This window comes from Arthrobacter sp. 05L44 (genome assembly GCF_056397605.1).
Genome location: NZ_JBFTNS010000010.1, coordinates 18,342 through 43,551 on the forward strand (window position 1 = coordinate 18,342; position 25,210 = coordinate 43,551).

At 68.1% G+C, this 25,210-nt stretch carries 24 protein-coding genes; 20 read left to right on the plus strand and 4 right to left on the minus strand.

Annotated elements, in window-relative coordinates:
* Positions 1-30 precede the first annotated feature (30 nt).
* Complete coding sequence (locus tag AC1DHY_RS15060; RefSeq protein WP_476903855.1) at positions 31-1,266, minus strand: heparan-alpha-glucosaminide N-acetyltransferase domain-containing protein; 1,236 nt, start codon at positions 1,264-1,266, stop codon at positions 31-33.
* Positions 1,267-1,382: 116 nt separating this feature from the next.
* Between AC1DHY_RS15060 and AC1DHY_RS15065 the strand changes: the two genes are divergently transcribed.
* From AC1DHY_RS15065 to AC1DHY_RS15095, 7 genes are all read left to right on the plus strand, one after another.
* Entirely contained in the window at positions 1,383-1,745 is a 363-nt protein-coding gene (locus tag AC1DHY_RS15065; RefSeq protein WP_476903856.1) for a hypothetical protein, read from the plus strand.
* A gap of 58 nt (positions 1,746-1,803) precedes the next feature.
* On the plus strand, positions 1,804-2,712 hold the full coding sequence (gene dapA, locus AC1DHY_RS15070; RefSeq protein WP_476879603.1) for a 4-hydroxy-tetrahydrodipicolinate synthase: 909 nt from the start codon (positions 1,804-1,806) through the stop codon (positions 2,710-2,712).
* A gap of 62 nt (positions 2,713-2,774) precedes the next feature.
* Positions 2,775-4,463 carry a ribonuclease J gene (locus tag AC1DHY_RS15075; protein ID WP_476879602.1) on the plus strand — a complete coding sequence of 563 codons (1,689 nt, stop codon included), beginning with the start codon at positions 2,775-2,777 and terminating at the stop codon, positions 4,461-4,463.
* A 205-nt stretch (positions 4,464-4,668) separates the two neighbouring features.
* Complete coding sequence (locus tag AC1DHY_RS15080; protein WP_476903857.1) at positions 4,669-7,584, plus strand: FtsK/SpoIIIE family DNA translocase; 2,916 nt, start codon at positions 4,669-4,671, stop codon at positions 7,582-7,584.
* 25 nt (positions 7,585-7,609) lie between these two features.
* Positions 7,610-8,248, plus strand: coding sequence for a CDP-diacylglycerol--glycerol-3-phosphate 3-phosphatidyltransferase (gene pgsA, locus AC1DHY_RS15085; protein WP_476879600.1), 639 nt, complete (start codon positions 7,610-7,612; stop codon positions 8,246-8,248).
* On the plus strand, positions 8,245-8,787 hold the full coding sequence (locus AC1DHY_RS15090; RefSeq protein WP_476879599.1) for a CinA family protein: 543 nt from the start codon (positions 8,245-8,247) through the stop codon (positions 8,785-8,787). The genes pgsA and AC1DHY_RS15090 overlap by 4 nt, the downstream gene beginning before the upstream one ends.
* Before the next feature lie 138 nt (positions 8,788-8,925).
* Positions 8,926-9,366, plus strand: a complete 441-nt coding sequence (locus tag AC1DHY_RS15095) for a helix-turn-helix domain-containing protein (protein WP_476903858.1) — start codon at positions 8,926-8,928, stop codon at positions 9,364-9,366.
* A gap of 106 nt (positions 9,367-9,472) precedes the next feature.
* Here AC1DHY_RS15095 and AC1DHY_RS15100 read toward each other — a convergent pair whose 3' ends face one another.
* Complete coding sequence (locus AC1DHY_RS15100) at positions 9,473-9,991, minus strand: MarR family winged helix-turn-helix transcriptional regulator (protein ID WP_476879597.1); 519 nt, start codon at positions 9,989-9,991, stop codon at positions 9,473-9,475.
* A 41-nt stretch (positions 9,992-10,032) separates the two neighbouring features.
* Here AC1DHY_RS15100 and AC1DHY_RS15105 point away from each other — a divergent pair, with 41 nt between their 5' ends.
* From AC1DHY_RS15105 to dapF, 6 genes are all read left to right on the plus strand, one after another.
* Positions 10,033-10,251: a DUF3046 domain-containing protein gene (locus tag AC1DHY_RS15105; RefSeq protein ID WP_476879596.1), complete on the plus strand. Its 219-nt coding sequence runs from the start codon at positions 10,033-10,035 to the stop codon at positions 10,249-10,251.
* A 205-nt stretch (positions 10,252-10,456) separates the two neighbouring features.
* Entirely contained in the window at positions 10,457-11,503 is a 1,047-nt protein-coding gene (gene recA / locus AC1DHY_RS15110) for a recombinase RecA (protein ID WP_476903859.1), read from the plus strand.
* Complete coding sequence (locus AC1DHY_RS15115; RefSeq protein ID WP_476880110.1) at positions 11,490-12,125, plus strand: regulatory protein RecX; 636 nt, start codon at positions 11,490-11,492, stop codon at positions 12,123-12,125. Before recA ends, AC1DHY_RS15115 begins: the two co-directional genes overlap by 14 nt.
* A 63-nt stretch (positions 12,126-12,188) precedes the next feature.
* Positions 12,189-13,730 carry a tRNA (N6-isopentenyl adenosine(37)-C2)-methylthiotransferase MiaB gene (gene miaB, locus AC1DHY_RS15120; protein WP_476903860.1) on the plus strand — a complete coding sequence of 514 codons (1,542 nt, stop codon included), beginning with the start codon at positions 12,189-12,191 and terminating at the stop codon, positions 13,728-13,730.
* A 51-nt stretch (positions 13,731-13,781) separates the two neighbouring features.
* Positions 13,782-14,699 (plus strand): tRNA (adenosine(37)-N6)-dimethylallyltransferase MiaA, encoded by a 918-nt coding sequence (miaA, locus tag AC1DHY_RS15125; protein WP_476903872.1) that lies wholly within the window; start codon positions 13,782-13,784, stop codon positions 14,697-14,699.
* Positions 14,700-14,796: 97 nt separating this feature from the next.
* A complete protein-coding gene (gene dapF, locus AC1DHY_RS15130; protein WP_476880112.1) occupies positions 14,797-15,753 on the plus strand; it encodes a diaminopimelate epimerase in 957 nt (318 codons plus the stop codon).
* Here dapF and AC1DHY_RS15135 read toward each other — a convergent pair.
* A complete protein-coding gene (locus AC1DHY_RS15135) occupies positions 15,734-16,348 on the minus strand; it encodes a class I SAM-dependent methyltransferase (protein WP_476880113.1) in 615 nt (204 codons plus the stop codon). The two genes, dapF and AC1DHY_RS15135, sit on opposite strands and share 20 nt — an antisense overlap.
* Before the next feature lie 642 nt (positions 16,349-16,990).
* On the opposite strand from AC1DHY_RS15135, the gene hflX reads away from it, so the two are divergent.
* Together hflX and AC1DHY_RS15145 are read left to right on the plus strand one after the other, a co-directional pair.
* Positions 16,991-18,574, plus strand: a complete 1,584-nt coding sequence (gene hflX, locus AC1DHY_RS15140) for a GTPase HflX (protein WP_476903861.1) — start codon at positions 16,991-16,993, stop codon at positions 18,572-18,574.
* A 139-nt stretch (positions 18,575-18,713) separates the two neighbouring features.
* Positions 18,714-20,693, plus strand: coding sequence for an ATP-dependent DNA helicase (locus AC1DHY_RS15145; protein WP_476879648.1), 1,980 nt, complete (start codon positions 18,714-18,716; stop codon positions 20,691-20,693).
* 83 nt (positions 20,694-20,776) lie between these two features.
* Here AC1DHY_RS15145 and lexA read toward each other — a convergent pair whose 3' ends face one another.
* The gene (lexA, locus tag AC1DHY_RS15150; protein WP_476879639.1) at positions 20,777-21,526 is read right to left on the minus strand and encodes a transcriptional repressor LexA; all 750 of its coding nucleotides are present in this window, start codon (positions 21,524-21,526) and stop codon (positions 20,777-20,779) included.
* Positions 21,527-21,943: 417 nt separating this feature from the next.
* Between lexA and AC1DHY_RS15155 the strand changes: the two genes are divergently transcribed.
* The 5 genes from AC1DHY_RS15155 to AC1DHY_RS15175 all read left to right on the plus strand — a co-directional run bounded on the left by AC1DHY_RS15155 (position 21,944) and on the right by AC1DHY_RS15175 (position 25,197).
* On the plus strand, positions 21,944-22,336 hold the full coding sequence (locus tag AC1DHY_RS15155; RefSeq protein ID WP_476879640.1) for a LysM peptidoglycan-binding domain-containing protein: 393 nt from the start codon (positions 21,944-21,946) through the stop codon (positions 22,334-22,336).
* 133 nt (positions 22,337-22,469) lie between these two features.
* Positions 22,470-23,588 (plus strand): histidinol-phosphate transaminase, encoded by a 1,119-nt coding sequence (locus tag AC1DHY_RS15160; RefSeq protein ID WP_476879641.1) that lies wholly within the window; start codon positions 22,470-22,472, stop codon positions 23,586-23,588.
* Positions 23,589-23,656: 68 nt separating this feature from the next.
* Positions 23,657-24,283, plus strand: coding sequence for an imidazoleglycerol-phosphate dehydratase HisB (hisB, locus tag AC1DHY_RS15165; RefSeq protein WP_476879642.1), 627 nt, complete (start codon positions 23,657-23,659; stop codon positions 24,281-24,283).
* The gene (gene hisH / locus AC1DHY_RS15170) at positions 24,280-25,038 is read left to right on the plus strand and encodes an imidazole glycerol phosphate synthase subunit HisH (protein ID WP_476879643.1); all 759 of its coding nucleotides are present in this window, start codon (positions 24,280-24,282) and stop codon (positions 25,036-25,038) included. Before hisB ends, hisH begins: the two co-directional genes overlap by 4 nt.
* A complete protein-coding gene (locus AC1DHY_RS15175) occupies positions 25,039-25,197 on the plus strand; it encodes a hypothetical protein (protein WP_476879644.1) in 159 nt (52 codons plus the stop codon).
* The last annotated feature ends 13 nt before the right edge of the window (positions 25,198-25,210 follow it).

Sequence of the window (25,210 nt, forward strand, 5' to 3'; positions counted from 1 at the left end):
CCTTCTAGCGCAGCCCCCTAGCGCAGCCTTCTAGCGCAGGCCGGCCCGCCGGCCGCGTCCCAGGAGGTTCGCGGCATGGCCGGCCCATTCCAACGGCCCCCGCCAGGACAGCCTGGCGAAGATCGTGCCGATGACCAGGGCCGCGAGCGCCTGCGCCCAAAACAGGCCCTCCACGCTCCAGCCGGCCGGAAGCGGGCGGCCATGCAGCGAGGCCATTAGGCACACATGCGCCGTGTAGAGGCTCAGCGTCAAGGCGCCGGCCCCGCGCAACGGGAGCAACAGATCCAGCTGCACCCAGTCCGCGAGGCGGCCCAACAACAGGCAGAGACCGACGACGGCGGCGCCCACCCCCGCGGTATGCAGCAGGTCAAGTGTGGTTCCCGAATGCGGGGCGCTGGAGGCCAGCCACCACGCCGAACCTGACTGGTCGATGCCCGCGAGGTTCACCTGCAACAGGCTCGCCAGCGGATAGGCGGGATCACCTACGTGCTCCTGGAGCGCCGCCCGGCCGCCCCAGTCCTCCATCAGCACAACACTGAACCACTTCGCCAGGACCGCGGTGATGGTCCCGCCGGCCACCAGCAACAGCTGAACGGCCGCGGTGGACAGTGCCATCCGGCCGATCGCCAGGCCAATGATCAGGTAGGCCAGCCACTGCAGTACCGGGTAGTAGCCGGTCAGGAACACATCGCCGAGCACCCGGCCCGGGGTAGCCAGATCCTCCCAGCCGGGGTTGTAGCCCAGGTGGAGGGGCGGCTCGGCGGCCAGCAGCCACGGCCGCAGGAGATAGGCCAGTACCGGGGCCGCCAGCAGCCAGGCCGCGGCCAGCAGCCAAAGCCGCTTCGGATTCAGCCCGAGGAACGGCAGGACGCAAAGGAACAGCACGGCGTAGTGGACCAGGATGACGGCGATGTTCACCTCGAGGCCACCGAGGCAAAGTCCGACGGCGCCTATCACCAGCGCGCGGAGTGCGATGCCCCGCCGGGCGCCCCACAGCGCGGCGCCTTCCAGGGGACGCTCCTTGCCCGTGGAGAGTGCGAGTCCGATGCCCGCAAGCACCGCGAAAAGCGCCGCGGCGCGTCCGGAGAGCACCAGGCCAACCCACGTGGGAGTGAGCTGGGCGTCGGACCCGAAGGTGGGGAGCACGTGGGTTGCCATCATGCCCAGCAGGGCCAGGCCGCGGGCTGCGTCAATGCCCCTCAGCCGGGGAGCGGCTGCCTTGGTCTTAGCGGTCCGTGAAGTGGTTGCCGTACCGCGCGAGCTCATCCCACGATCGTCTCATGACCGGCCCGCGCGGGTGCTCCGCCCCGGCCGGTGCCGGACCGGCCATACTGCAGAACCACTCCTTGTATTCGAATATATGTTCGAATACTATGTGCATCATGAACAACGCACCAGAGCCGGCTCCGATCAACGCCACCGGCGTCCTCAAGGCACTGAGCCCCAGAGTGGTGGACTTCCTCTTCCGCCGCCTGGTCGCGGGTGAGGCTTCCGAGGACATCCAATGGCACCGGGAGGGGACTTCCCTCGCTGACCAGATGCCCGGCGCGGAGCTTGCCCGCCGGCTGGCCGAAACGGACATCGAGGCGCTCGCCCCCACCGAGCTGTTCCACTACGTCCGCGCCGCCCAGCGGCTGTCCGCCTGGGCTGAAGGGCTGCGCGAGGAGGCCGTGGGCCGTTACTGCGCTGTCCCGCCGGCGCATCCTGCGGCGCCAGGGAGCGCCACTGGGGACGGCCATATTTGACGCGCATCACTTCGTCGCCATTGTCCTAACACGCCGCGGACAAGGTAACGTTTTTCCTATGGCTGACTCTGACATTCGCTCTTACACGTTCGGAACCCTTGTGACCGCCATGGTCACTCCGTTCACGACCGCCGGTGAGGTCGACTATCAGCAGTCCGCAGAGCTGGCCGCCAAGCTCGTCGACGACGGCAATGACGCCCTCGTCATTTCCGGCACCACCGGGGAGACCTCCACGCTGGAAGACGACGAAAAGGAAAAGCTGTTCCGCGTCATCGTCGAGGCCGTGGGGGACCGCGCCAAGGTTATCGCCGGCACCGGCACCAACCACACCTCACACTCGATCGAGATGGCCAAGCGGGCCGCCAAAGCCGGCGCCCACGGCCAGCTGATCGTCACGCCGTACTACAACAAGCCCAGCCAGGCCGGGATCCAGGCCCACATCGAAGCCGTGGCCGACGCCGCCGACCTTCCCGTGATGGTCTACGACATCCCCGGCCGCGCCGGTGTGCCCATCCTGCCGGAAACCATGATCCGGCTCGCCGACCACCCGCGCATCGTCGCCCTCAAGGACGCCAAGGCAGACTTCGCGGCGGTCACCCGCGTGATGGCGAACACCGAGCTGGACGTCTACTCCGGCGACGACGGACTGACCCTGCCCTGGATGGCGGCCGGCGCCGTCGGGCTGGTCAGCGTGTCGGCACACGTGGCCACCAAGCAGTACCGTGCGATGATCGATGCCGCACTTGCAGGCGATTTTGCCACCGCCCGCACCATACATTTCGAACTGGACCCTGTGGTCCGTGCAGTGATGACCCACATCCAGGGTGCTGTTGCTGCGAAGCAAGTTCTTAAGTGGCAGGGAGTCCTGCCCAACTCGGTTGTCCGTTTGCCCCTCGTGGAGCCGGGCGAAGCCGAGATCGAAACGATCCGCGAGGACTTGGCGGAAGCAGGACTCGTCTACTCCTGATCCGGCAGCCAATGCCTGATCAGGAACGGACACCTCCTGCCCCGCCTGGAAAGTAGTGCACTATGACCCAAACCGCCCTCCCCGGCCTTGTCACGCCGCCGAAACTGCCCAAGAACACCCTGCGGATCGTGCCGCTCGGCGGACTCGGGGAAATCGGCCGCAACATGACCGTCTTCGAAATCGACGGCAAGCTGCTGATCGTTGACTGCGGCGTCCTCTTCCCCGAGGAGACCCAGCCCGGCGTCGACCTGATCCTGCCCGATTTCTCCTACATCGAGAACCGCCTCGACGACATCGTCGCCGTGGTCCTCACCCACGGCCACGAGGACCACATCGGCGCCGTCCCGTACCTGCTGCGCCTGCGCAACGACATCCCCCTCGTCGGCTCGCAGCTGACACTGGCGCTGATCGAGGCCAAGCTCCAGGAGCACCGGATCAAGCCGACCACCATGATCGTGAGCGAGGGCCAGACCAAGAAGTTCGGCCCCTTCGACTGCGAATTCGTGGCCGTCAACCACTCGATCCCGGACGCCCTGGCCGTGTTCCTGCGCACCTCCGGCGGCACCGTGCTGCACACCGGTGACTTCAAGATGGACCAGCTGCCGCTCGATGGCCGGATCACCGACCTCCGCCACTTCGCCAAGCTCGGCGAAGAGGGCGTTGACCTCTTTATGTCCGACTCCACGAACGCGGACGTGCCCGGCTTCACCACGGCCGAGAAGGAAATCGGTCCCACCCTGGACCGGCTCTTCGGCCAGGCGTCCAAGCGCATCATCGTGGCCTCGTTCTCCTCGCACGTGCACCGCGTCCAGCAGGTGCTCGACGCCGCCGCGAACCACAACCGCAAGGTCGCTTTCGTGGGCCGGTCCATGGTCCGCAACATGGCCATCGCCGCGAAGCTCGGCTACCTCGAGGTGCCCGCCGGCATCCTCGTTGACATCAAGAACATCGACAACCTGCCGGACAACCGCGTCGTGCTGATGTCCACCGGGTCCCAGGGCGAGCCGATGGCCGCACTGTCCCGCATGGCCAACGGAGACCACCGCGTCGTCGTCGGCCAGGGCGACACCGTCATCCTCGCCTCCAGCCTCATCCCGGGCAACGAGAACGCCGTCTTCCGCATCATCAACGGCCTGCTCAAGCTCGGTGCCGACGTCATCCACAAGGGCAACGCCAAGGTGCACGTCTCCGGCCACGCCGCCGCGGGAGAGCTGCTGTACTGCTACAACATCCTCGAGCCGCTCAACGCGATGCCCGTCCACGGTGAGACGCGGCACCTGATCGCCAACGGCAAGATCGCCCTCGAGTCCGGCGTCCCGGAGGAAAGCATCCTGCTGGCCGACAACGGCACCGTGATCGACCTCCGCGACCACCAGGCAGACATTGTCGGCCAGGTCGAGGTCGGCTTCGTCTACGTTGACGGCTCCAGCGTCGGCGAGGTCACCGAAGCGGACCTCAAGGACCGCCAGACCCTCGGCGACGAAGGCTTCATCTCGATCGTCACGGTCATCCACCGCGCAACCGGCAAGGTGGTCTCCGGGCCGGAAATCCACGCCCGCGGCGTTGCCGAAGACGACTCCGTCTTCGACGAAATCATTCCCAAGATCAACGCCGCCCTCGAAGAGGCCGTCCAGAACCGCGACCACACCACGCAGCAGCTGCAGCAGGTCGTCCGCCGCGTGATCGGCACCTGGGTGAACCGTAAACTCCGCCGCAAGCCCATGATCATCCCGGTGGTCCTCGAGGCTTAGCCCGCACCGTCGGCTCCGCCCCGGCGGCCCGGCACCAGCGTCACCGAGACGGCCTTCCCGGCCGGCACCGCTTTCCGCGGTCCCGGCGGGGGAGGCCGTTTCCGTAGCCGCCCGGCTCCCGGGACGGCAGCCCCGCAGTCCAACATGATCCCGCCCGCCCCGGAAATCCGCGGGTTTCGGCCCAGTGTCCGGTACCGTTGCGGGTATGGCGACACGCACCTCCTCCGCGCCTAGAGGCAACTCAAGCGGCAGTTCAACCGGCACTTCCAGGAGCAAAGCGGGCAGCTCCTCGGGCCGGACCACTGGCGCAGCCGCGTCCAAAACCGGCCGCTCGCAAGGCACGGCGCGCACCCGCCAGCTGGCCGCCGTCGAACCCCGGCAGCCCTGGCTGGTCCGGGTTGTCGCGGGCGCGTGGCTGGGAATCGGCCACGTGGTCGGCGCCGGGATCCGCCGGATCGGCCACGACGTCTCCGACCTCGACCCGGCCGATCGCCGCGACGGCGCGGCCCTGTTCAACCTCGCACTCGGCGTCTTCATTGCCACGTTCGCCTGGTGGGGTTTCCAGGGCTGGTTGCCGGACATGGTCTTCAACATCGTCAACGGCACCTTCGGCTGGATGACCCTGCTGCTGCCGCTGATGCTCTTCGTGTGCGCCTTCCGCCTCTTCCGCGAGCCCGTGGACGGCCGCGGCAACAACCGCATCGGCATCGGCTTCCTCATCATGACCTTCGCCGGCTGCGGCCTGGCCCACATCATCGGCGGCCAGCCCACCGTCGCCGACGGTTTCGACGGGCTCCGCCACGCCGGCGGCATGCTGGGCTACCTGGCCGCAGCGCCGCTGGCCACCATCCACGCCGCCGTACCGGTCGCCCTCTACAGCCTCCTGGCGTTCACCTCGCTCCTGATCGTCACCGCCACACCCTTCGGGGCCATCCCGTCCCGGCTCCGTGGCGCCTACGAGCACCTGATGGGTATCGACCTGCAGGACTACGAGGACCAGGACAGCCACGACCGCAGCTACCTGTATGAAAACGACGCTCCCGCGCCGAAGAAAAAGCGCAAGCGTATGTTCGGCAAGGACGACGACGCCGACCCGCGGCTGGAAGGCTACGTCGGAGACGAGGCGTTCGAGCACGCCGTCGTCGACGACGACGAGGCCGCAGACGCCAACGCACCCAAGGGCGGCAAGGCCGCCAAGGCCGTGGCCCCCGGTGTGCGGCGCCCCACCCAGGCCGAGATCGCCGTCGAAAAGATCAAGGCCGCACAGGGCCTCGGGACGGCAGCCGGCGCGGCAGGGGAGGGCGCCACCGAAGCCATCCCGCAGATCACGCCCGGCATGATCGCCGCAGGGTCCGTGACCGCCGGCGCGGCCCCCAAAGTCCCCGCCAACCCCGTCGCCCCCGCCCCGCTGCCCACCCCGATCCCGCAGCGAACCGAACAGCTCTCACTGGCCGGCGACGTCACCTACACCCTGCCGGCGTCGGACATGCTCACCCCCGGGTCCATCCCCAAGGAGCGCACCGAGGCCAACGACGCGATCGTTGCCTCCCTGACCGAGACGCTGACGCAGTTCAACGTGGACGCCCAGGTCACCGGCTTCAGCCGCGGTCCCACCGTGACGCGCTACGAGATCGAGCTGTCCCCGGGCACGAAGGTGGAGCGGGTTACCGCACTGTCCAAGAACATCTCCTACGCCGTGGCGAGCTCCGATGTCCGGATCCTGAGCCCGATCCCCGGGAAGTCAGCCATCGGCATCGAAATCCCCAACACCGACCGCGAGACGGTCTCGCTGGGCGACGTGCTGCGCAGCCAGAACGCCCGCCGCACGGACCACCCCATGGTGATGGGCGTCGGCAAGGACGTCGAGGGCGGCTACGTGGTGGCCAACCTCGCGAAGATGCCGCACCTGCTGGTGGCCGGCGCCACTGGTGCCGGTAAGTCCTCCTTCGTGAACTCGATGATCACCTCGATCCTGATGCGCGCCACCCCGGACGAGGTCCGGATGGTCATGGTGGACCCCAAGCGCGTCGAGTTGACCGCCTACGAGGGCGTGCCGCACCTGATCACCCCGATCATCACGAACCCGAAGAAGGCCGCCGAGGCGCTGCAATGGGTGGTCCGCGAGATGGACGCCCGCTACGACGACCTCGCCAACTACGGTTTCAAGCACATCGACGACTTCAACAAGGCGGTCCGGGCCGGCAAGGTCCACCCGCCGGTCGACTCCAAGCGCGTCATCCGCCCGTACCCGTACCTGCTGGTGATCGTCGACGAGCTCGCCGACCTCATGATGGTGGCGCCGCGCGATGTCGAAGACTCGATCGTCCGCATCACCCAGCTGGCCCGCGCCGCCGGCATCCACCTGGTCCTGGCCACCCAGCGGCCCTCGGTGGACGTGGTCACCGGCCTGATCAAGGCGAACGTCCCGTCCCGCATGGCGTTTGCGACCTCCTCCGTCACCGACTCCCGCGTGGTCCTGGACCAGCCCGGCGCCGAGAAACTCATCGGCCAGGGCGACGCGCTGTTCCTGCCCATGGGCGCCTCCAAGGCGATGCGCGTCCAGGGCGCCTGGGTCACCGAATCCGAGATCCACAAGGTGGTTGAGCACGTCAAGGGCCAGCTCAAAGCTGTGTACCGCGACGACGTCGCCCCCGAGGCGCAGAAGAAGCAGATCGACGACGACATCGGGGACGACCTCGAGGTCCTCCTGCAGGCCACCGAGCTCGTGGTCACCACACAGTTCGGCTCGACGTCGATGCTGCAGCGCAAGCTGCGCGTCGGCTTCGCCAAGGCCGGCCGCCTGATGGACCTGCTGGAGTCCAGGGGAGTCGTTGGCCCCTCGGAAGGCTCCAAGGCCCGCGACGTCCTGGTCAAGCCGGACGACCTCGCCGCGGTCCTGGCCGCCATGAAGGGCCAGGACGGCCCGGCCGCCGGCGATTCGCAGACCGCCGCGCTGAGCGAGAACGCCAACGCCAACATCGCCCAGGGCGGTTACGCCGAGGACCTGGTGGCCGCGGACCTGGACAACCGGACCCAAAGCGTCGACTACTACGACGGCGCCGACGGGCCCGGAGACGACGACGAGGGTTCCGAGGACGCCTGGTCGCTCACCGGACGGTAACCGGTGGAGACGGTAGCCTAGGAAGGTGACTAGCGCCGAAACCAACGCCGGGTCCGCCCCGCGGATCTGGAACCTGCCCAACATCCTGACGATGCTGCGGATCGCGCTGGTGCCCTTCTTCGTCTGGTTCCTGCTGGCAGACGCGCCCGGCCTGCACGCGCAAAGCGGCGTGTGGCGCTGGGCCGCCGTCGTCGTCTTCGCGGTGGCGATCTATACGGACAAGCTCGACGGCGACATCGCCCGCAGCCGCGGCCTCATCACCGACTTCGGGAAGATCGCGGACCCGATCGCGGACAAACTCCTGATCGGCTCGGCGCTGGTGATGCTGTCCCTGCTCGCCGAACTGCCCTGGTGGGTGACGGCGGTGATCCTGGTCCGGGAGTGGGGCGTCACGGCCCTGCGCTTCTTTGTCATCCGTTACGGCGTGATCCCGGCCTCCCGCGGCGGCAAACTCAAGACCGTCATCCAGACCGTCGCAATCTTCCTGTACGTCATGCCGCTGGCCTCAATTGCCCCCTGGCTGGGGTTCGTGGCCTTCGCGGTCATGATGGCGGCCGTGGCAATCACCGTCTGGACCGGGGCCGAGTATGTGGTGGAGGCCCTCAAACTGCGGGCCAGCGGCATCAAGGCCCGGCAGCAGCAGGTCCGGAAGGGGACCCCGTGAGCGCCCCGCAGCCAGCCCAGGAGTCCACCCCCCACCCCGGCCTGCACCCCAACCTGCACCGCCTGGCCGGAGAGGCCGTCGGCCGCGCCATCGACGGCGGGCTCACCGTGGCCACGGCCGAGTCCCTCACCGCCGGTATGGTCGCCGCCGTGCTGGCCGACACCCCGGGAGCCTCCGCCATGCTGCAGGGCGGAGTGGTTGCCTACGCAAACTCGGTCAAGTCCGCCGTCCTCGGCGTCCCCGCCGGGCTGCTCGCCACCGCCGGTTCGGTGGACGGCGAGGTGGCCGCCGCGATGGCGGCCGGCGCGCGGACGGCCTGCGGCGCCGATGTCGGCGTGTCCACAACCGGGGTGGCCGGCCCCGACCCGCACGACGGCAAGGACGTGGGAACGGTCTTCATCGGCCTCGCCACGGCGGCGAACGCGACGTCGTTCGCCTACCACTTCGAGGGAAGCCGCCAGGAGATCCGGGCCCTGGCCTGCGGCGCCGCCCTCGAAAGGCTGCTCGAGGCCCTGTCGCCCACAAGCTACCGCGGGTAAAGTTGCCGGGAACAAATGTTGATTCCGAATAGTTGTTACATTGTGTCGCCCCTGAAGAAGGGTGGCGCCTAGGATGAAATCATCAGACGGTTCGCCTTCAGCAGCGAACCAGACTTACGAGGGAGCAAGGCGATACAGATGGTAAAGCAGCCCGTATCCGTAAACGGCGTTGTCCGCTGGAAGGATGTGGGCCTCGCCGATCAGGCAAAGAGCGAACAGAAGGAGCGCAAGATGGTTGTACTTCGTCACGAAATCGGTGATGTGCTGCGCGACGTCCGCCAACGCCAAGGCCGTACCCTCCGCGAAGTCTCGCACAGCGCCCGTGTTTCCCTGGGCTACCTGAGTGAAGTGGAACGTGGCCAAAAGGAAGCCTCCTCGGAGCTGCTTTCCTCGATCTGCTCGGCCCTCGACGTTCCCCTCTCCACCATGCTCCGCGAGGTCAGTGACCGTGTGGCCGTGGCCGAGGGCGTCGCAGTCCCGGACACCGTGCCGCAGGAATTTGCCCAGCGCTATGGTCGTGACCTCGACCGGGAGCTGAACGACGAGCTGGCCACGGGCCTGCTCTCCGGGGCACGCTAGCCCCCACTGCAACTACTAAGAAGGTCCCCGGCGGTGTGCCGGGGACCTTTTTTGTGTCGTGAGTGTCCGGAGTGTGCGGCGGGCCACGTCGTGGCAGGTGCTCCGGTCAGAAACTGTCGTCGCGGGGGAAACCGTCACGCTCATACGTGGCGTTGAGCTTGGCCATGTAGCCGGCGAAGGCCTCGAGCTCGTGCGCCGGCCATTCCGCTAGCCGCTCGCGGAAGACCTCGCGGCGCGCATCCTGGACCAGGTGCATCTTCTCTTCGCCGCGCGCCGTCAGGCTGATGGCCTGGGCGCGGCCGTCGAGCGGATCCGCCGCCTTCGAGACAAGTCCGAGGCCCTCCAGGAACGCTACCTGCCGGCTGACCGACGGCTTCCCGACGCCGATGCAGGATGCCAGCTCGGTCAGGCGGATGGGCCCCTTGGTCCGCAGGACGGACAGCAGACCGTAGGCGGCCGGCTCCATCTCCGGGTGGACCTGGCGGGAGAGCTGCTGCGACATGGACCGGGCGCGCCGCCACAGCAGGCTTAACTGGCGTTCGACGTCGGCCAGTGCCTCCTCGGAAGTGGCGCCGGTCCCGGAAACTGGCGCCTGATCGGGGGTGGCGCCGCGTGCGTTGCTCATAGCAACCATTCTAGGGTCCGGGCCCGTGAGAGACTTTACCGATGCGAATCAGCGACTTCTGGCGGCTTATGGATGACGAGTTCGGAGCCGGGTACTCCCGCGTCCTTAGCGGCTCCCTGGTGCTCTCCGGCGTCGGCGGACGGACCGCTGACGAGGCCCTCCGCGCCGGCGTGCCGCCCAAGCAGGTCTGGCTGGCCCTGTGCGATGTCCAGGATGTGCCGGCGGAGCGGCGGCTCGGCCGTGACGTCAAGCCCCGCTGAGCGACCCGGCGCGCGCCGAACGGGCGCTGACACGCCGCCCGATTGTTCGAATATCTGTTCGGACGGCGCTATGCTTTTTTCAGAGCGTTTTCCACATACGCAACGACGGCGGCACTTTTGTCAGAGGCTGCCAGTAGCGTCTGTGATGACAAAGCAAAGGCCGTAGCGGCCACTCCAAAGCGAGAAAGCATTAGAGGTGTGAACCATGGCGGCAGCCCCGGATCGTGAGAAGGCGCTCGAAGCAGCGCTGGCCCAGATTGACAAGCAGTTCGGCAAGGGATCGATCATGCGGCTGGGCGACGAGACCCGTGCCCCCATCGAGGTCATCCCCACCGGCTCCATCGCGCTGGACGTGGCCCTCGGAATTGGCGGGCTGCCCCGCGGCCGCGTTGTGGAGATCTACGGGCCGGAATCCTCCGGTAAGACCACCGTGGCCCTGCACGCAGTCGCTAATGCCCAGCGCCTGGGCGGGATCGCGGCGTTCATCGACGCCGAGCACGCCCTGGACCCCGAATACGCCGCCAAGCTGGGCGTCGACACCGACGCCCTGCTCGTCTCGCAGCCGGACACCGGTGAGCAGGCCCTGGAAATCATGGACATGCTGGTCGGCTCCGGGTCGCTGGACATTGTTGTCATCGACTCAGTCGCCGCCCTGGTGCCGCGCGCCGAAATCGAAGGCGACATGGGCGACAGCCACGTCGGCCTGCAGGCCCGCCTGATGAGCCAGGCCCTGCGAAAGATCACCGGCCGGTTGAGCCAGACCAAGACCACCGCCATCTTCATCAACCAGCTGCGCGAGAAGATCGGCGTCTTCTTCGGCTCGCCGGAAACCACCACCGGTGGTAAGGCCCTGAAGTTCTACGCCTCCGTCCGCATCGACGTCCGCCGGATCCAGACCCTCAAGGAGGGCGCCGATTCCGTGGGTAACCGGACCAAGGCCAAGATCGTCAAGAACAAGATGGCTCCGCCCTTCAAGATCGCTGAGTTCGACATCATCTACGGCCAGGGCATCTCCCGTGAGGGCGGCATCATTGACATGGGTGTCGAGCACGGCCTGATCAAGAAGTCCGGATCCTGGTTCACCTACGACGGCGACCAGCTGGGACAGGGCATGGAGAACTCCCGCCGGTTCCTGCGGGACAACCCCGAGCTCGCTGCCGAGCTGGAGCGACTGATCAAGGAGAAGCTCGGTGTCGGCGTCAAGGCGGAGCCCGAAGCGTCACCGAAGCTGAAGGCCGTTGACGGCTTCTAACAGCCGGGCCTCGGCCGCACGGCGCCGCAAGGGGTCAGGATTCCCGTCCGGGAACCCTGGCCCCGGCGTCGTTGCGGGCGAAGACTCCGGCCGGGCGGGACCGCCCGCGCCGGAGCAGGACCGCGACGCCGATCCCGCCGCCGTCGCCCGGGCCATTGTGCTCCGGCAACTGACCAGCTCGGCCAAGAGCCGGCTGCAGCTGGCCCGCAAGTTGGCGGAACGCAACATCCCCGAGGACGTAGCCGAAGCCGTCCTGGACCGCTTCGAAGAAGTCCGTCTCGTTGACGACACCGAGTTCGCCGAGATGTGGGTGCGGAGCCGGTCGCAGAGCCGGAAACTGGCCAAAGGTGCCCTGCGCCGGGAGTTGGCGGAGAAAGGCATCGACCAGGACACGGCAGCGGTCGCCCTCGAGCAGCTCAGCGATGAGGACGAGGAAGCGGCGGCCCGCGAGCTCGTGGACCGCAAACTGCGGAACGCCCGCGGCCTCGAGGACCGCGCCGAACGGGACAAGACAGTCCGGCGCCTAGCCTCCATGCTCGCGCGCAAGGGCTATCAGCCGTCGCAGGCGTTCCGGATCGTCGGCGAGGCAGTCGACGCGGTGCTCCAGGACCCGGACGGGTAGCCCTGAGCTTTTGCCGGCATGCCCTCCGGCCACGCGAGCGCGCCAACCCGGTACCCTTAACAGGTGAGTTTGACCATTCCCTCCCCAGCCCCCGGCGGAACCCCTTCCCCGAATGACGCCGCTCCGGCCCGCACGTACCAGGTCCGGACGTTCGGCTGCCAGATGAACGTGCACGATTCCGAGCGGATGTCAGGAATGCTCGAAGCCGCCGGCTACGTCCCGTCCGCCGGCGACCTGGCCGACGTCGTGGTCTTCAACACCTGCGCGGTCAGGGAGAACGCCGACAACAAGCTCTACGGCAACCTCGGCATCCTCCGCCCGGTCAAGGAAGCCAATCCGGGCATGCAGATCGCCGTAGGCGGCTGCCTGGCGCAAAAGGACCGCGAAACGATCCTGAAGAAGGCACCGTGGGTGGACGCCGTCTTCGGAACGCACAACGTCGGAGCCCTGCCGGCCCTGCTGGACCGGGCCCGCCACAACGACGAGGCCCAGCTGGAGATCCTGGAATCACTGGACGTCTTCCCCTCCACCCTGCCCACGAAACGGGACTCCGTCTACGCGGGCTGGGTCTCCATCTCGGTCGGCTGCAACAACACCTGCACGTTCTGCATCGTCCCGGCACTGCGGGGCAAGGAGAAGGACCGCCGGCCCGGCGACATCCTCGCGGAGATCCAGGCGCTCGTTGACGACGGCGCCATCGAGGTCACCCTGTTGGGGCAGAACGTGAACTCGTACGGCGTTGAATTCGGCGACCGGCAGGCGTTTTCCAAACTGCTGCGTGCCTGCGGTGAAATTCCGGGCCTTGAGCGCGTGCGGTTCACCAGTCCGCACCCGGCGGCGTTCACCGACGACGTCATCGACGCGATGGCCGAGACGCCGAACGTGATGCCGCAGCTGCACATGCCACTGCAGTCGGGTTCGGACAAGGTCCTCCGGGAGATGAAGCGGTCGTACCGCTCCACCAAGTTCCTCGGCATCCTGGACAAGGTGCGGGAGAAGATCCCGCACGCCGCCATCTCCACCGACCTGATTGTCGGATTCCCGGGCGAAACGGAAGAGGACTTCCAGGCCACGCTCGACGTCGTGGAAAAGTCCCGGTTCGCCACAGCCTTCACCTTCCAGTACTCAAAGCGCCCGGGTACCCCGGCCGCCGAACTGCCGGACCAGCTGCCCAAAGCGGTGGTGCAGGAACGCTTCGAACGGCTCACCGCGCTGCAGGACCGGATCGCGGCCGAGGAGAACGCCCGCCAGCTGGGCCGCCGCGTCGAGGTCATGGTGACCGCCCAGCAGGGCCGTAAGGCCGGAGAAACCCACCGATTGTCCGGCCGCGCCCGCGACCAGCGGCTGGTGCACTTCTCCGTCCCCGAAGGTGCCGAAACCCCCCGTCCGGGGGACCTCGTGACCGTGACCATCACCGAAGCCGCGGCGTTCCACCTGATCGCCGACCCCGCGGGCCCGGCCGAGTACAGCCTGCGGCGGTCCCGCGCCGGCGACGCCTGGGACCGGTCGCAGGCCGATTCGTGTGGCGCCCCGGTACCCGGCGCGGCCGGCGGCACCACGGGGGTGTCCCTGGGCATGCCCACCCTCCCGCTCCGCGCCCGCTAGCCCGTGGCCGCGCCCGCCCCGCAGGTCACGCCCGCACCCCTGACCGCCGCCCTGCCGGCCCACGGGACCCTCCGCGCCACGCCGCCGGTTATCGCCGTCGTCGGCCCCACCGGCTCCGGGAAGTCCGATCTGGCCGTCGCGCTGGCCGTGGCCCTCGACGGCGAAGTGGTTAACGCCGACGCCATGCAGTTCTACCGCGGCATGGACATCGGCACCGCGAAGATCACGCCGGCTGAACGCAGGGGAGTGCCGCACCACCTCCTGGACATCCTCGACGTCACCGAGGAAGCCAGCGTCTCGGACTTCCAGCAGCAGGCCCGCGCGGTGATTGCGGAGATCCACAGCCGCGGGAAACGGGCCATCCTCGCCGGCGGCTCCGGTCTCTACGTCCGGGCGGTCCTGGACGTACTCGAGTTCCCCGGCACCGACCCCGCCATCCGCGGCCGGCTGGAAGCTGAGGAAGCCGCCGCCGGGCTCGCGCCGCTGCGGGCACGGCTGGAACGGCTCGATCCGGTCTCCGCCGGACGGCTGGGCGATGCGCGGCGCGTGATCCGCGCGCTGGAGGTCTTCGAACTGACCGGGCGCCCCTTCAGCTCCTTTATGCCCTCCCGCGAGTACTTCCAGCCGGCTGTGCAGCTCGGCCTGGATGTTGACCGCGAGCTGCTGCGCGCCAGGCTGGCCACCCGCGTGCACGCCATGGTGGATGCCGGGTTGCTGGCCGAGGTGCAGCGCCTCGACGCCGAAGGGCTGCGGCGGGGCCGGACCGCCTCCCGCGCCCTGGGCTATTCGCAGTTCCTCCGGGTGGTGGACGGCGAGTGGGACCTGGAGACGGCCGCCGAGGACACCATCGCCGCGACCCGGAAATTCGCCCGGCGCCAGCTCACCTGGTTCCGGGCCGACCCCCGGATCCACTGGCTTGACTGGCAAGACCCCGGGTTACTGGCCCGGGCCGTGGAGCTCTGCGGCTGACAAGTCCGCCCCGGACACCCTGGCGGGCGCCACGCGTTCGCAGCCTGGCCGGCGCCCCGGTTCCACCCCGGCACGCAACGAACTGTAACCTTGGACCATGGACGAAACCCTGGCCCCGGCCGCTGACCACCTTGCTGCCGGAGGCGCCGTTACCCCTGGCGGCCTGAAGTTCTCGAAGGGCCACGGAACCGGCAACGACTTCGTCCTCATCGCGGACCCCAACGGGGCCCTGGCCGTCACCCCGGAACAGGTCGCGGCGCTCTGCGACCGGCACCGCGGCATCGGCGGCGACGGACTCATTCGCGCCGTCCCGTCCCGGCTGCTTCCCGAGGGCCAGGAACTGCTTGCCGCCCACCCCGGCGCAGAATGGTTTATGGACTACCGCAACGGCGACGGTTCGCTGTCCGAAATGTGCGGCAACGGCGTCCGGGTCTTCGTGCACTTCCTGATCGCCGAAGGCCTGGTGGACCTGCCGGCGGGCGAATCACTGACCATCGGAACCCGCGGCGGGGTCAAGACCGTGGTCCGCACTGCCTCCGGGTACGCCGTGGATATGGGCCCCTGGGAGTTCATCTTCCCCGGCGAAGCCACCGCCCGCGCCATGGATTCGCTGGTCAGCGCCGGCGGCCTGGAAGTGGCCCGGCCGGCACTCTCCGTCAGCATGGGAAACCCGCACACCGTCGTCGCCTTGGCCGAACTCGCGGAGCTGGAGGCCACGGAACTGTTCCGGGCGCCGCGGGTGGACCCGGTTCCGCCGCACGGGACGAACGTTGAGTTTGTGGTGCCGGCCGAGCCGTTGGTCCACGACGGCGTGGGTACCATCACCATGCGCGTGCACGAACGCGGGGTGGGGGAGACCCAGTCCTGCGGCACCGGAGCCTGCGCCGCTGCCGTCGCGATCCGGCACTGGGCCGGCCAGGGTGCACCGGATACCTGGAACGTGGAGGTGCCCGGCGGCGTCGTCGGCGTGAAGTTCTTCGTCGCCGCGGACGGCCACGAGCACGTGGAACTCAGCGGGCCCGCCGTGATCGTCGCTAGTGGGACGCTTTCCTGACCCGCAGGATCCTGAAGGACTTTGATGTGCTTTCCCGGGTCACGGTGAAGCTGGCATCCAGCTCGGCCGAAAGCCAGCGCTGAAGCGAATCGGAGCCCAGGTTCTTCTGCACCACCAGCCAGGCCGAGCCTCCCGCGGCCAGCCGCGGGAGCCAGAGCAGCAGCAGGGCATGGAGTTCATCCTTGCCGATCCGGATGGGCGGGTTGGACCAGATCGTGTCGAAGCGCAGCTCCGGGTCGACGTCCCCGGGGGTGCTGGCGGTGACGTTGGTGAGTCCCAGCAGCCCCGCATTCTCGTTCGTCAGCGTCACACAGCGTTCGTTGACGTCCACGGCATAGACCCGTGCGTGCGGCGCCCGCAACGCCATGGTCAGCGCGATCGGACCCCAGCCGCAGCCGATGTCCAGCAGGTTCCCCTGCGGTGCGGGAGCGGGAACATCCGCCAGGAGGACGGCTGTACCCTTGTCGATTCCGTCCGGGCTGAAGATCCCCGCGGACGTCTGCAACTGCCGCTGCCCGCCGGCGAGTTCCACGGTCAGGGGCTTGCGGGTGAACGGCCCGGCCGGCTGGGCGCTGAAATAGTGTGCAGACTCCATAACTGGCCAGATTAGTTGGCGCTCCGGCGGTATGGGAAACCGGCCGGGATCCGCCGCCGTCCGCCCCGACACGGCGGCCCATGGCGCGGGGGGCCGGTCTGCTAGGCTAAAAACATGATCCTTAACTTCAAGTAGCCGGCCGGATTTTCCGCAGCGACGTCTTCTGTACCGGCGCCTTCCGCACCGACAGCTGCGCTGGCGCCATCGGAAGTCCCGCCCCGGCAGCGACGCAGGTACTTACCTTCCGCTCTGCGCGCCTCCGTGATCACTGCATCAATCCCACGGCGCCGGATTTGCTTGGAGTCACTCCTCTCGGAACCTGTCCGTCCGCGTGCACAGCATGCGGGATCTCACGGCAGGGATACCAGCCGGTCCCGGCAGCATCGCATCCCGGCGGGCGCACCCGGATAGTACCAACGCACACCAGCCAGCTCACCAGCTGCCCGCACATCCGCGCCGTTCCTAAACCGCTGCAGCCCGCACTCACCGCTCCGGACCGGAGCCCCACCCCGCCGTCGGCGCCGCCGCCGTCCGGCACCCGAGGAGGCATGAATGACCACCAGTCGTCAGCCCAGCGCGAATACCGCGCCACGAAACACCGAACGGCACTATTCTGAGAGTGCAGACCCTTCGAAGGAGACCATGACCAGCCAGCCCAACCCCGGTTCCGATTCAGCCGCCCAGGACATGAGTCCTGCGGAAATCCAAGCTGTTATCGACCGGATCCTCTCCAAAGACGCCCCGGCATCCAAGACCGGCCCGAGTGCCGGCGACGGTGATGCCGCCCAGTCCCGGCCGGTCTTCGGCAAGGCGCAGGCATTGTCGCAACTGGATGAGGAACACAGCAGCTACGACGGCGACCAGCAGGACCTCGAGGAACGCCGCGCCCTCCGGCGGACGGCCGGACTCTCGACAGAACTCGAAGACGTCACCGAAGTCGAATACCGGCAGTTGCGCCTGGAGCGGGTGGTGCTGGCGGGGCTGTGGACCGAGGGTACCCTGGCCGACGCCGAGAACTCCCTGCGCGAGCTCGCGGCCCTGGCCGAAACCGCCGGATCCGAGGTCCTCGACGGACTGGTCCAGCGGCGCGCCAAGCCGGACCCGGGCACGTTCCTCGGCTCCGGCAAAGCCCAGGAGCTCAAGGACATTGTGATGTCGACAGGCGCTGACACCGTGGTGGTCGACGCCGAGCTGGCGCCCTCCCAGCGCCGTGGCCTGGAAGACATCGTCAAGGTCAAGGTCATCGACCGCACGGCCCTGATCCTGGATATTTTCGCCCAGCACGCCAAGAGCCGTGAGGGCAAGGCACAGGTGGAACTGGCACAGCTCGAATACCTGCTCCCGCGCCTGCGCGGCTGGGGTGAGTCGATGTCCCGCCAGGCCGGTGGCCAGGTGGGTGGCGCCGGTGCCGGTATGGGCTCACGCGGCCCCGGTGAGACCAAGATTGAACTGGACCGGCGGCGGATCCGCACCCGGATGGCCAAGCTGCGCCGCGAAATTGCGGCGATGAAGCCGGCGCGCGAGACCAAACGGGCCAACCGGCGTCGTAACGCCGTACCGTCGGTAGCCATTGCCGGCTACACCAACGCCGGTAAGTCCTCGCTGCTGAACCGGCTGACCGACGCCGGCGTCCTGGTGGAGAACGCCTTGTTCGCCACCCTGGACCCCACCGTCCGCAAGGCGGAAACGGCGGACGGACTGGGCTACACCCTCGCCGATACCGTCGGATTCGTCCGCTCGTTGCCCACCCAGCTCGTGGAGGCCTTCCGCTCCACCCTGGAAGAGGTCGCGGATTCGGACCTGATCCTGCACGTCGTCGACGTCTCCCACCCGGACCCGGAGGGCCAGATTGCGGCCGTCCGTTCCGTGTTCAGTGAAGTCGATGCCCGCAAAGTGCCGGAAATCATCGTCCTGAACAAGGCCGACGCCGCCGATCCCTTTGTGGTCGAACGGCTCAAGCAGCGCGAGCCACGCCACGTAGTGGTCTCTGCCCGTACGGGCGAGGGCATCCCGGAGCTGCTGAAGGCCATCAGCGAGGGCATCCCGCGGCCCAGCGTGAAGATGGAGCTGATGATCCCGTACAACCGCGGGGACCTGCTCAGCAAGCTCCACGAGACCGACGCCGAGATCATTAGCCTCGACCATGTGGAAGCCGGCACCAGGGCCGTGGTGATGGTACGCGAGGGCCTTGCGGCCGAACTGGACGCCTTCCTCAGCAATGACTGAACCAGCAGTAGCCGGGGAGGCGGCAGCATCGCCTGACGCCGGCCGGTCAGAAGACGGAACGTCCACAACAGGCGCATCCAAAGGCGGCCCGTCCGGCGAGGATTTCGTGGTTGAACTCCTCGACCGGGCGGTCGCCGGGATGGGCGGCCAGAGCCGTGAGGGCCAGCACGAAATGGCCCGGCAGGTGGCGCGCGCCATCGACACCGGCGACCACCTGCTGGTCCAGGCGGGCACCGGAACCGGCAAGTCCCTGGCGTACCTGATTCCGCTGATCGCCCACTCGCTGGTCAGCGACAAACCCACCCTGGTTTCCACCGCCACCCTCGCGCTGCAAACCCAGATCGTGGGCAGGGACCTCCCTCGTCTCCTGAAAACCATTACGCCGGCCCTGGAGCGGCCGGTGAAAGTCGCCCTGGTGAAGGGCCGCGCCAACTACGTCTGCCGCCACAAGCTCGAGGGCGGCTTCCCGTCCGAGGAGCCCGCGGAAGGCCAGCTTTTCTCCCTCGGCGAGGACACCTCCGTACCGCACTTCGCCGCAGCCATGGGCGGGCCCTCATCCCAGCTGGGCAAGGAAGTGGTCAGGCTCCGGGAGTGGGCCGAGGAGACCCAGACGGGCGACCGTGACGAGCTTCTGCCGGGCGTCACCGACCGCGCCTGGCGCCAGGTGTCCGTCACCTCGATGGAATGCCTGGGGGCGCAGAAATGCCCCCTCGCCGCCGAGTGCTTCAGCGAACTCGCCCGGCAGAACGCCGCCGACGCCGACGTTGTGGTCACCAACCACGCCATGCTCGCCGTCAGCGCCTTCGAGGGCCTCGCGGTGCTGCCCGAATACGACGTCGTTGTGGTGGACGAGGCGCACGAGCTCCAGGACCGCGTCACGGGCGCCGTGTCCGGGCAACTGTCCGTCGCGATGGTGCACGCCGCGGCATCCGGTGCCCGTAAGCACACCGGGATCACCGTGGATGCGCTCAATACCGCCGCCGCCAACCTCGAACTCGCCATCGAAGGTGTCCCAAGCGGGCTGATGCCGAACGGCCTGAACAGCGAACAGCTGGACTGCGTTGACCAGCTCCGCGACGCCTGCCGCGCCGCGCTCTCCGACTCCAAGGGGGATAGCGCCACGCCGGCCGACGGCGGCCGGCAGCTCGCCCGCTCCCGCCTGATGGTGATCCTGGAGCTGTGCGAACGGCTCCTGGCCGCCAAGGAAAACCGCGAGGTGGTCTGGTTTTCGCGCAACAGCAGCTTTGACCCGCAGCAGGGTTACTCACAGCCGGATGACTCCGCGCCGGCCCTGGTCAACATCGCCCCGCTCAGCGTCGCCGGGCGGCTGCGCGAAGGGCTGTTCGCGGACCACACAGTCGTCCTGACCTCGGCGACCCTCGCCATCGGAGCGGCATTCGAGCCCGCAGCCGGGGGACTGGGACTGGTGGGGCCCGGGGCGCCCAGCTGGACCGGCGTCGACGTCGGCTCCCCGTTTGAATATCCAAAACAAGGCATCCTGTACGTCGCCAAGCACCTGCCCAAACCGGGCCGCGGTACCTCCCCGGAGGCCCTCGACGAACTCGAGAAGCTTATCCGCGCCTCGAACGGCGGGGCACTGTGCCTCTTCTCCTCCCGGCGTGCTGCCGAGGAGGCCGCCGAGGCGATGCGGCCCAGGCTGGGCCTGAGCATCCTCTGCCAAGGCGAATCGACCATGACGGCGCTGGTCAAGCAGTTCGCGGACGAGCCGGACACCTGCCTGTTCGGGACAATGTCGCTGTGGCAGGGCGTTGACGTACCGGGTAATTCCTGCCGCCTCGTGGTCATCGACAGGATCCCGTTCCCACGGCCCGACGATCCCCTGATGACCGCCCGCTCCCGGGCCGTGGCACAGTCGGGCGGCAACGGTTTTATGAGTGTCTCGGCGACCCACGCGGCCATCCGCCTGGCGCAGGGCGCCGGCCGGCTGATCCGTTCGACGTCGGACAAGGGCGTGGTGGCCGTACTCGATTCCCGGCTTTCCACCGAGCGCTACGGCGGCTTCCTGCGCGCGGCGCTGCCACCGTTCTGGCCCACCACGGATCCGGCCGTGGCGCTGGCCGCGCTCGACCGCTTGGCCAAGGCCCCGGCCGCCGGATAGGCCGGAAAATTCTGCCCCAACGCCGCAGGTCCCGTCCGGAACATCGGACGGGACCTGCTGAGTTGGTGCTGGGTGGTTCCCGGTTAGAGGGAGCGCAGTACGGACACGACCTTGCCCATGATGACGGCGTGATCGCCGAGGATCGGTTCGTACTGGGTGTTCTGGGGGAGCAGCCAGGTGTGGCCGTCGCGCTGGCGGAACGTCTTGACGGTGGCCTCGTCGTCGAGCAGCGCGGCCACGATGTCACCATTGACGGCGTCGTTCTGGCGGCGGACCACCACCCAGTCACCGTCGCAGATGGCGGCGTCGATCATCGAATCCCCCGCCACCTTGAGCATAAACAACTCGCCGTGGCCCACCAGCTGGCGTGGCAGTGGCATAACGTCTTCCACGACCTGATCGGCCAGGATCGGGCCGCCGGCGGCAATCCGGCCCACGAACGGCACCATCGCGGTGTCGGTGGCGCTGGCCAGTTCCGAGACGGCGAGGCCGCCCACGGCCCGCAGACCGCTGGACTTCTCGACGCCGGAGATGGGGGTGGCGCCGCCGTCCAGGGTTAGCGGCATCAGGACTTCCATGGCACGGGGCCGCTTGGGGTCCCGCCGCAGGTAACCGAGCTTTTCCAGCTGTGAGAGCTGGTGGGTGACGCTGGAGAGGCTGGCGAGCCCCACAGTGTCACCGATTTCGCGCATGGACGGCGGGTAGCCGTTGTCCGTGACCGAACGCTGGATCGTCTCCAGGATCTTCTTCTGCCGGACGGTAAGGCTCTTCGGCGCCCGGCCGGTCTGCGGGCTCCGTTGGGTAGCCCTCCCGCCGGCGGCTTGTGCTGCCATATTCGCCATGCCTTTCCGTTCCGCCCTGCGGACCTTGCCGCCGGGCCGCTGTGGCCTGAAAACCCCCGGGGCCTAAAAATGTCAGACCCCGTTGTTGAACTTGAACTGTCCAACCGCAGGTGAACTCACCAGCGGTTGTTCCGTGATTCAAAAGTAGGCCAGCACACCATGTTTTTCAAACATTTGTTCTAGCGAGTCTCGACAATGTTCGTTCATAGGTGCTAAAACAGAACAAGCAGAGTTCGAATATGTGTTCGAAACCTGTCGACGGGAACCGAATGCAGGTTTCGATTCTGTGTTCTAAGTTTCGCAGTCGCAGGTTCGCCTATGAAGGTCACGCGTTCGATGGTTCGGCCGGTTGGCGGCGGGTACATGGAGTACGCCGGGCGGCACAGAGAGGTCCAGGAGGGCTTAGTTATGTCAGCAGTAAGCGTTATGTCCGGTTCGTTCGGCACCATCAAGTCCCGCACGGCCGTGCCCCAAGCGGCAGCACGCCAGGCGCCCCTGCGGCTGACCCGCCGGGGACGGTTCGTCTTCATCGGCCTGCCGCTGATCGTCCTGGCTGTCATGGTCCTGTCGCTCGCCGGTTTCCTCAACGCCCCCGCCAAGGCGGCCGACTCCGCCGCGGAGCTCTCGGTGACTCCCGCGGTCACCGTCACCGTCCAGCCGGGCGAATCACTCTGGGCGATCGCCGGCGCCGTGGCACCGGAACGCGATCCCCGCGACGTCGTGGCCGACATTGTCCAGCTCAACAACCTCGGCGCCGCCCGCGTGATGCCCGGCCAGCAGCTTTTCGTCCCTTCAAAGTAGGCAGGGCCCCCGCCGGCGAATGACCAGCCGGCGTGTGAGTGAACGCCCCTGGTGAACCCCGGCAGCCCCCACGGGGCGGGCATTCCGGGGTCACAGTTTCGGGGCGGGCCCGGGTCTCACTTAAACTGGGCGGGTGACTGACCAGCTAGAGCGCCTCAACCGACTGCCCCTCCGCACAAACCTGCGGGGCCTGCGCCCCTACGGCGCACCCCAGCTGGACGTGCCCATCCTGCTGAACGTCAATGAGAACACGCACGGGGTCCCGGCCGACGTCCGCGCCGCTATCGCCGAGGCCGTGACCGAGGCCGCCGCGGGGCTGAACCGGTACCCGGACCGCGAGTTCACCGAACTCCGCGAGGCCCTCGCCGAGTATCTGGGCCACGGCCTCGAAGCGGACAACATCTGGGCCGCCAACGGGTCCAACGAAGTGCTCCAGCAGATCCTCCAGGCCTTCGGCGGCCCGGGGCGCACCGCCCTCGGCTTCCCTCCCACGTACTCCATGTACCCGCTGCTGGCCGCGGGGACGGACACCGAATACATCGTGGGAGTCCGCGCCGAGGACTACGGCCTCAGCGCGGAATCGGCAGCCCGGCAGGTCCGCGAACTGAAGCCCAGCGTGGTCTTCCTCTGCTCGCCGAACAACCCCACCGGGACAGGCCTGGGCCTGGATGTTGTGGAGGCCGTCTATGAGGCGGGCCAGGAAAGCCAGACCATCGTGATCGTCGACGAGGCCTACCACGAGTTCGCCCACGACGGCACACCCAGCGCCCTGACCCTGCTGCCGGGCCGCGAGCGGCTGATCGTCTCCCGTACCATGAGCAAGGCCTTCGCCCTCGCCGGCGCACGGCTCGGCTATATGGCGGCCGCCCCGGAGGTCACCGACGCCCTCCGCCTCGTGCGGCTGCCGTACCACCTCTCGGCCATCACCCAGGCGACGGCCCTGGCCGCCCTGCACCACCGCGTGGCGCTGATGGCCGACGTCGAGGACATCAAACGCCAGCGGGACAGGATCGTCTCCGAACTGATCCGGATGGGCCTCAAGCCCGCCGCCTCGGACTCGAACTACGTCTTCTTCGGCGGCCTGGACAACCCGCACGAGGTTTGGCAGGGGCTGCTGGACGCCGGGGTGCTCATTCGCGACGTCGGCATTCCGGGACATCTGCGGGTGACAGCCGGCACTGAGACGGAAACCACAGCGTTTCTGCAGGCCCTCGAACAGATCCTGACCGGCCGCCAAGCACCGTCCGCCTAGACTTAACCCAGGACCCACGCACACCGCCCTGTTCGCCGGGGCGCCGCCTTCATCCAAAGGACACCCACATGAACAACCCCGGAGCAGCCGCGGCCCAGGCCCGGACCGCACGCCTGGAGCGGACCACCAGCGAGTCGTCCGTCCTGGTCGAGATCGACCTCGACGGCACCGGTGTATCGGACATCAGTACCTCCGTGCCGTTCTACGACCACATGCTGACGGCGCTCAGCAAGCACTCCCTGATCGACATGACGGTCAAAGCCACCGGCGACACCCACATCGACGTCCACCACACCGTCGAGGACGTCGCGATCACCTTCGGCGAAGTCCTGCGGACCGCGCTGGGCAACAAGGCCGGGATCCGGCGCTTCGGGGAGGCCACCGTGCCGCTCGATGAGGCCCTCGCCCACGCCGTCGTTGACGTCTCCGGCCGCCCCTACCTGGTCCACGCCGGCGAACCGGCCGGCCAGGAGTACCACCTCATCGGCGGCCACTTCACCGGCTCGCTGACCCGTCACGTCTTCGAAGCCATCACCCTGCACGCCGGCATCTGCCTGCACATGAACGTCACCGCCGGCCGCGACCCGCACCACATCGTCGAAGCCCAGTTCAAGGCGTTCGCCCGGGCGTTGCGCGCCGCCGTCGAACCTGACCCCCGCGTCGAAGGCATTCCCTCCACCAAGGGCGCGCTGTGACCGGAAAAGTGCTCCGCGACGGGGCCATCATCAACCCGGACGGGGACCGGAAGCCGGCCTCGCCCGCAGGCAAGCCCACCGTCACGGTGCTGGACTACGGCTCCGGGAACGTCCGGTCGGCCGTCCGCGCCCTCGAACGCGCCGGGGCCGAGGTCATCCTCAGCGCCAAGGCCGAGGACGTGCTGAACGCTGACGGGCTGGTGGTCCCCGGCGTGGGGGCCTTCGAAACCGTGATGAAGGAACTCAAAGCCGTAGACGCCGTCCGGATGATCGGGCGCCGCGTTGCCGGCGGCCGGCCCGTACTCGCGATCTGCGTCGGCCTCCAGGTGCTCTTCGAGGCCGGGGTGGAACACGGTACCGTCGCCGAGGGGATGGGGGAGTGGCCGGGCAAGGTCGAGCTCCTGCCGGCCGAAGTGGTGCCGCACATGGGCTGGAACACCGTCACGGTGCCGGAAGGGTCACGCCTCTTCGCCGGCGTCGAAAACGAACGCTTCTACTTCGTCCACTCCTACGGTGTGCAGCAGTGGGACTTCGACGTGATCCAGCCGCGGATGGCTGCCCCGCTGGTCACGTGGTCCGAACACGGGGCACCCTTCATCGCCGCCGTGGAAAACGGCCCGCTCTGCGCCACGCAGTTCCACCCGGAAAAGTCCGGCGACGCCGGAGCGCGCCTGCTCCGCAACTGGGTGGACAGCCTGCGCGGCGCCGCCCGCGCCGTTCCGGCCCCGGCCACCGCCCCGGAAGGAACGGCCTAGATGTGGTCCCTGGTCCTCATGGGCCTCGCCGGACTGCTGGTCGGCGGAGCCCTGTCCTTCCGGCAGCAGAAGAGCCCGCTCTGGGTGCAGATCGTGTTTTACGTCCTGGCCGCGATGTCCCTCCTGGCCGCCTACCTCCTGACGCTGCCCGGCAAGTAACCGGCCCCGCAGC

Excerpts from the sequence above, each read along its gene's own strand:
- AC1DHY_RS15075 (WP_476879602.1), top strand. The coding sequence starts at position 2,775 with ATGACCCAAACCGCCCTCCCCGGCCTTGTCACGCCGCCGAAACTGCCC.
- AC1DHY_RS15060 (WP_476903855.1), bottom strand. The coding sequence starts at position 1,266 with ATGAGCTCGCGCGGTACGGCAACCACTTCACGGACCGCTAAGACCAAG.
- hisB (WP_476879642.1), top strand. The coding sequence starts at position 23,657 with ATGAACAACCCCGGAGCAGCCGCGGCCCAGGCCCGGACCGCACGCCTG.
- recA (WP_476903859.1), top strand. The coding sequence starts at position 10,457 with ATGGCGGCAGCCCCGGATCGTGAGAAGGCGCTCGAAGCAGCGCTGGCC.
- AC1DHY_RS15095 (WP_476903858.1), top strand. The coding sequence starts at position 8,926 with ATGGTAAAGCAGCCCGTATCCGTAAACGGCGTTGTCCGCTGGAAGGAT.
- AC1DHY_RS15100 (WP_476879597.1), bottom strand. The coding sequence starts at position 9,991 with ATGAGCAACGCACGCGGCGCCACCCCCGATCAGGCGCCAGTTTCCGGG.
- AC1DHY_RS15105 (WP_476879596.1), top strand. The coding sequence starts at position 10,033 with ATGCGAATCAGCGACTTCTGGCGGCTTATGGATGACGAGTTCGGAGCC.
- lexA (WP_476879639.1), bottom strand. The coding sequence starts at position 21,526 with ATGGCAGCACAAGCCGCCGGCGGGAGGGCTACCCAACGGAGCCCGCAG.
- AC1DHY_RS15145 (WP_476879648.1), top strand. The coding sequence starts at position 18,714 with ATGGGCGGCCAGAGCCGTGAGGGCCAGCACGAAATGGCCCGGCAGGTG.
- AC1DHY_RS15175 (WP_476879644.1), top strand. The coding sequence starts at position 25,039 with ATGTGGTCCCTGGTCCTCATGGGCCTCGCCGGACTGCTGGTCGGCGGA.
- dapA (WP_476879603.1), top strand. The coding sequence starts at position 1,804 with ATGGCTGACTCTGACATTCGCTCTTACACGTTCGGAACCCTTGTGACC.
- AC1DHY_RS15080 (WP_476903857.1), top strand. The coding sequence starts at position 4,669 with ATGGCGACACGCACCTCCTCCGCGCCTAGAGGCAACTCAAGCGGCAGT.
- AC1DHY_RS15155 (WP_476879640.1), top strand. The coding sequence starts at position 21,944 with ATGTCAGCAGTAAGCGTTATGTCCGGTTCGTTCGGCACCATCAAGTCC.
- dapF (WP_476880112.1), top strand. The coding sequence starts at position 14,797 with ATGGACGAAACCCTGGCCCCGGCCGCTGACCACCTTGCTGCCGGAGGC.
- AC1DHY_RS15135 (WP_476880113.1), bottom strand. The coding sequence starts at position 16,348 with ATGGAGTCTGCACACTATTTCAGCGCCCAGCCGGCCGGGCCGTTCACC.
- hflX (WP_476903861.1), top strand. The coding sequence starts at position 16,991 with ATGACCAGCCAGCCCAACCCCGGTTCCGATTCAGCCGCCCAGGACATG.
- AC1DHY_RS15065 (WP_476903856.1), top strand. The coding sequence starts at position 1,383 with ATGAACAACGCACCAGAGCCGGCTCCGATCAACGCCACCGGCGTCCTC.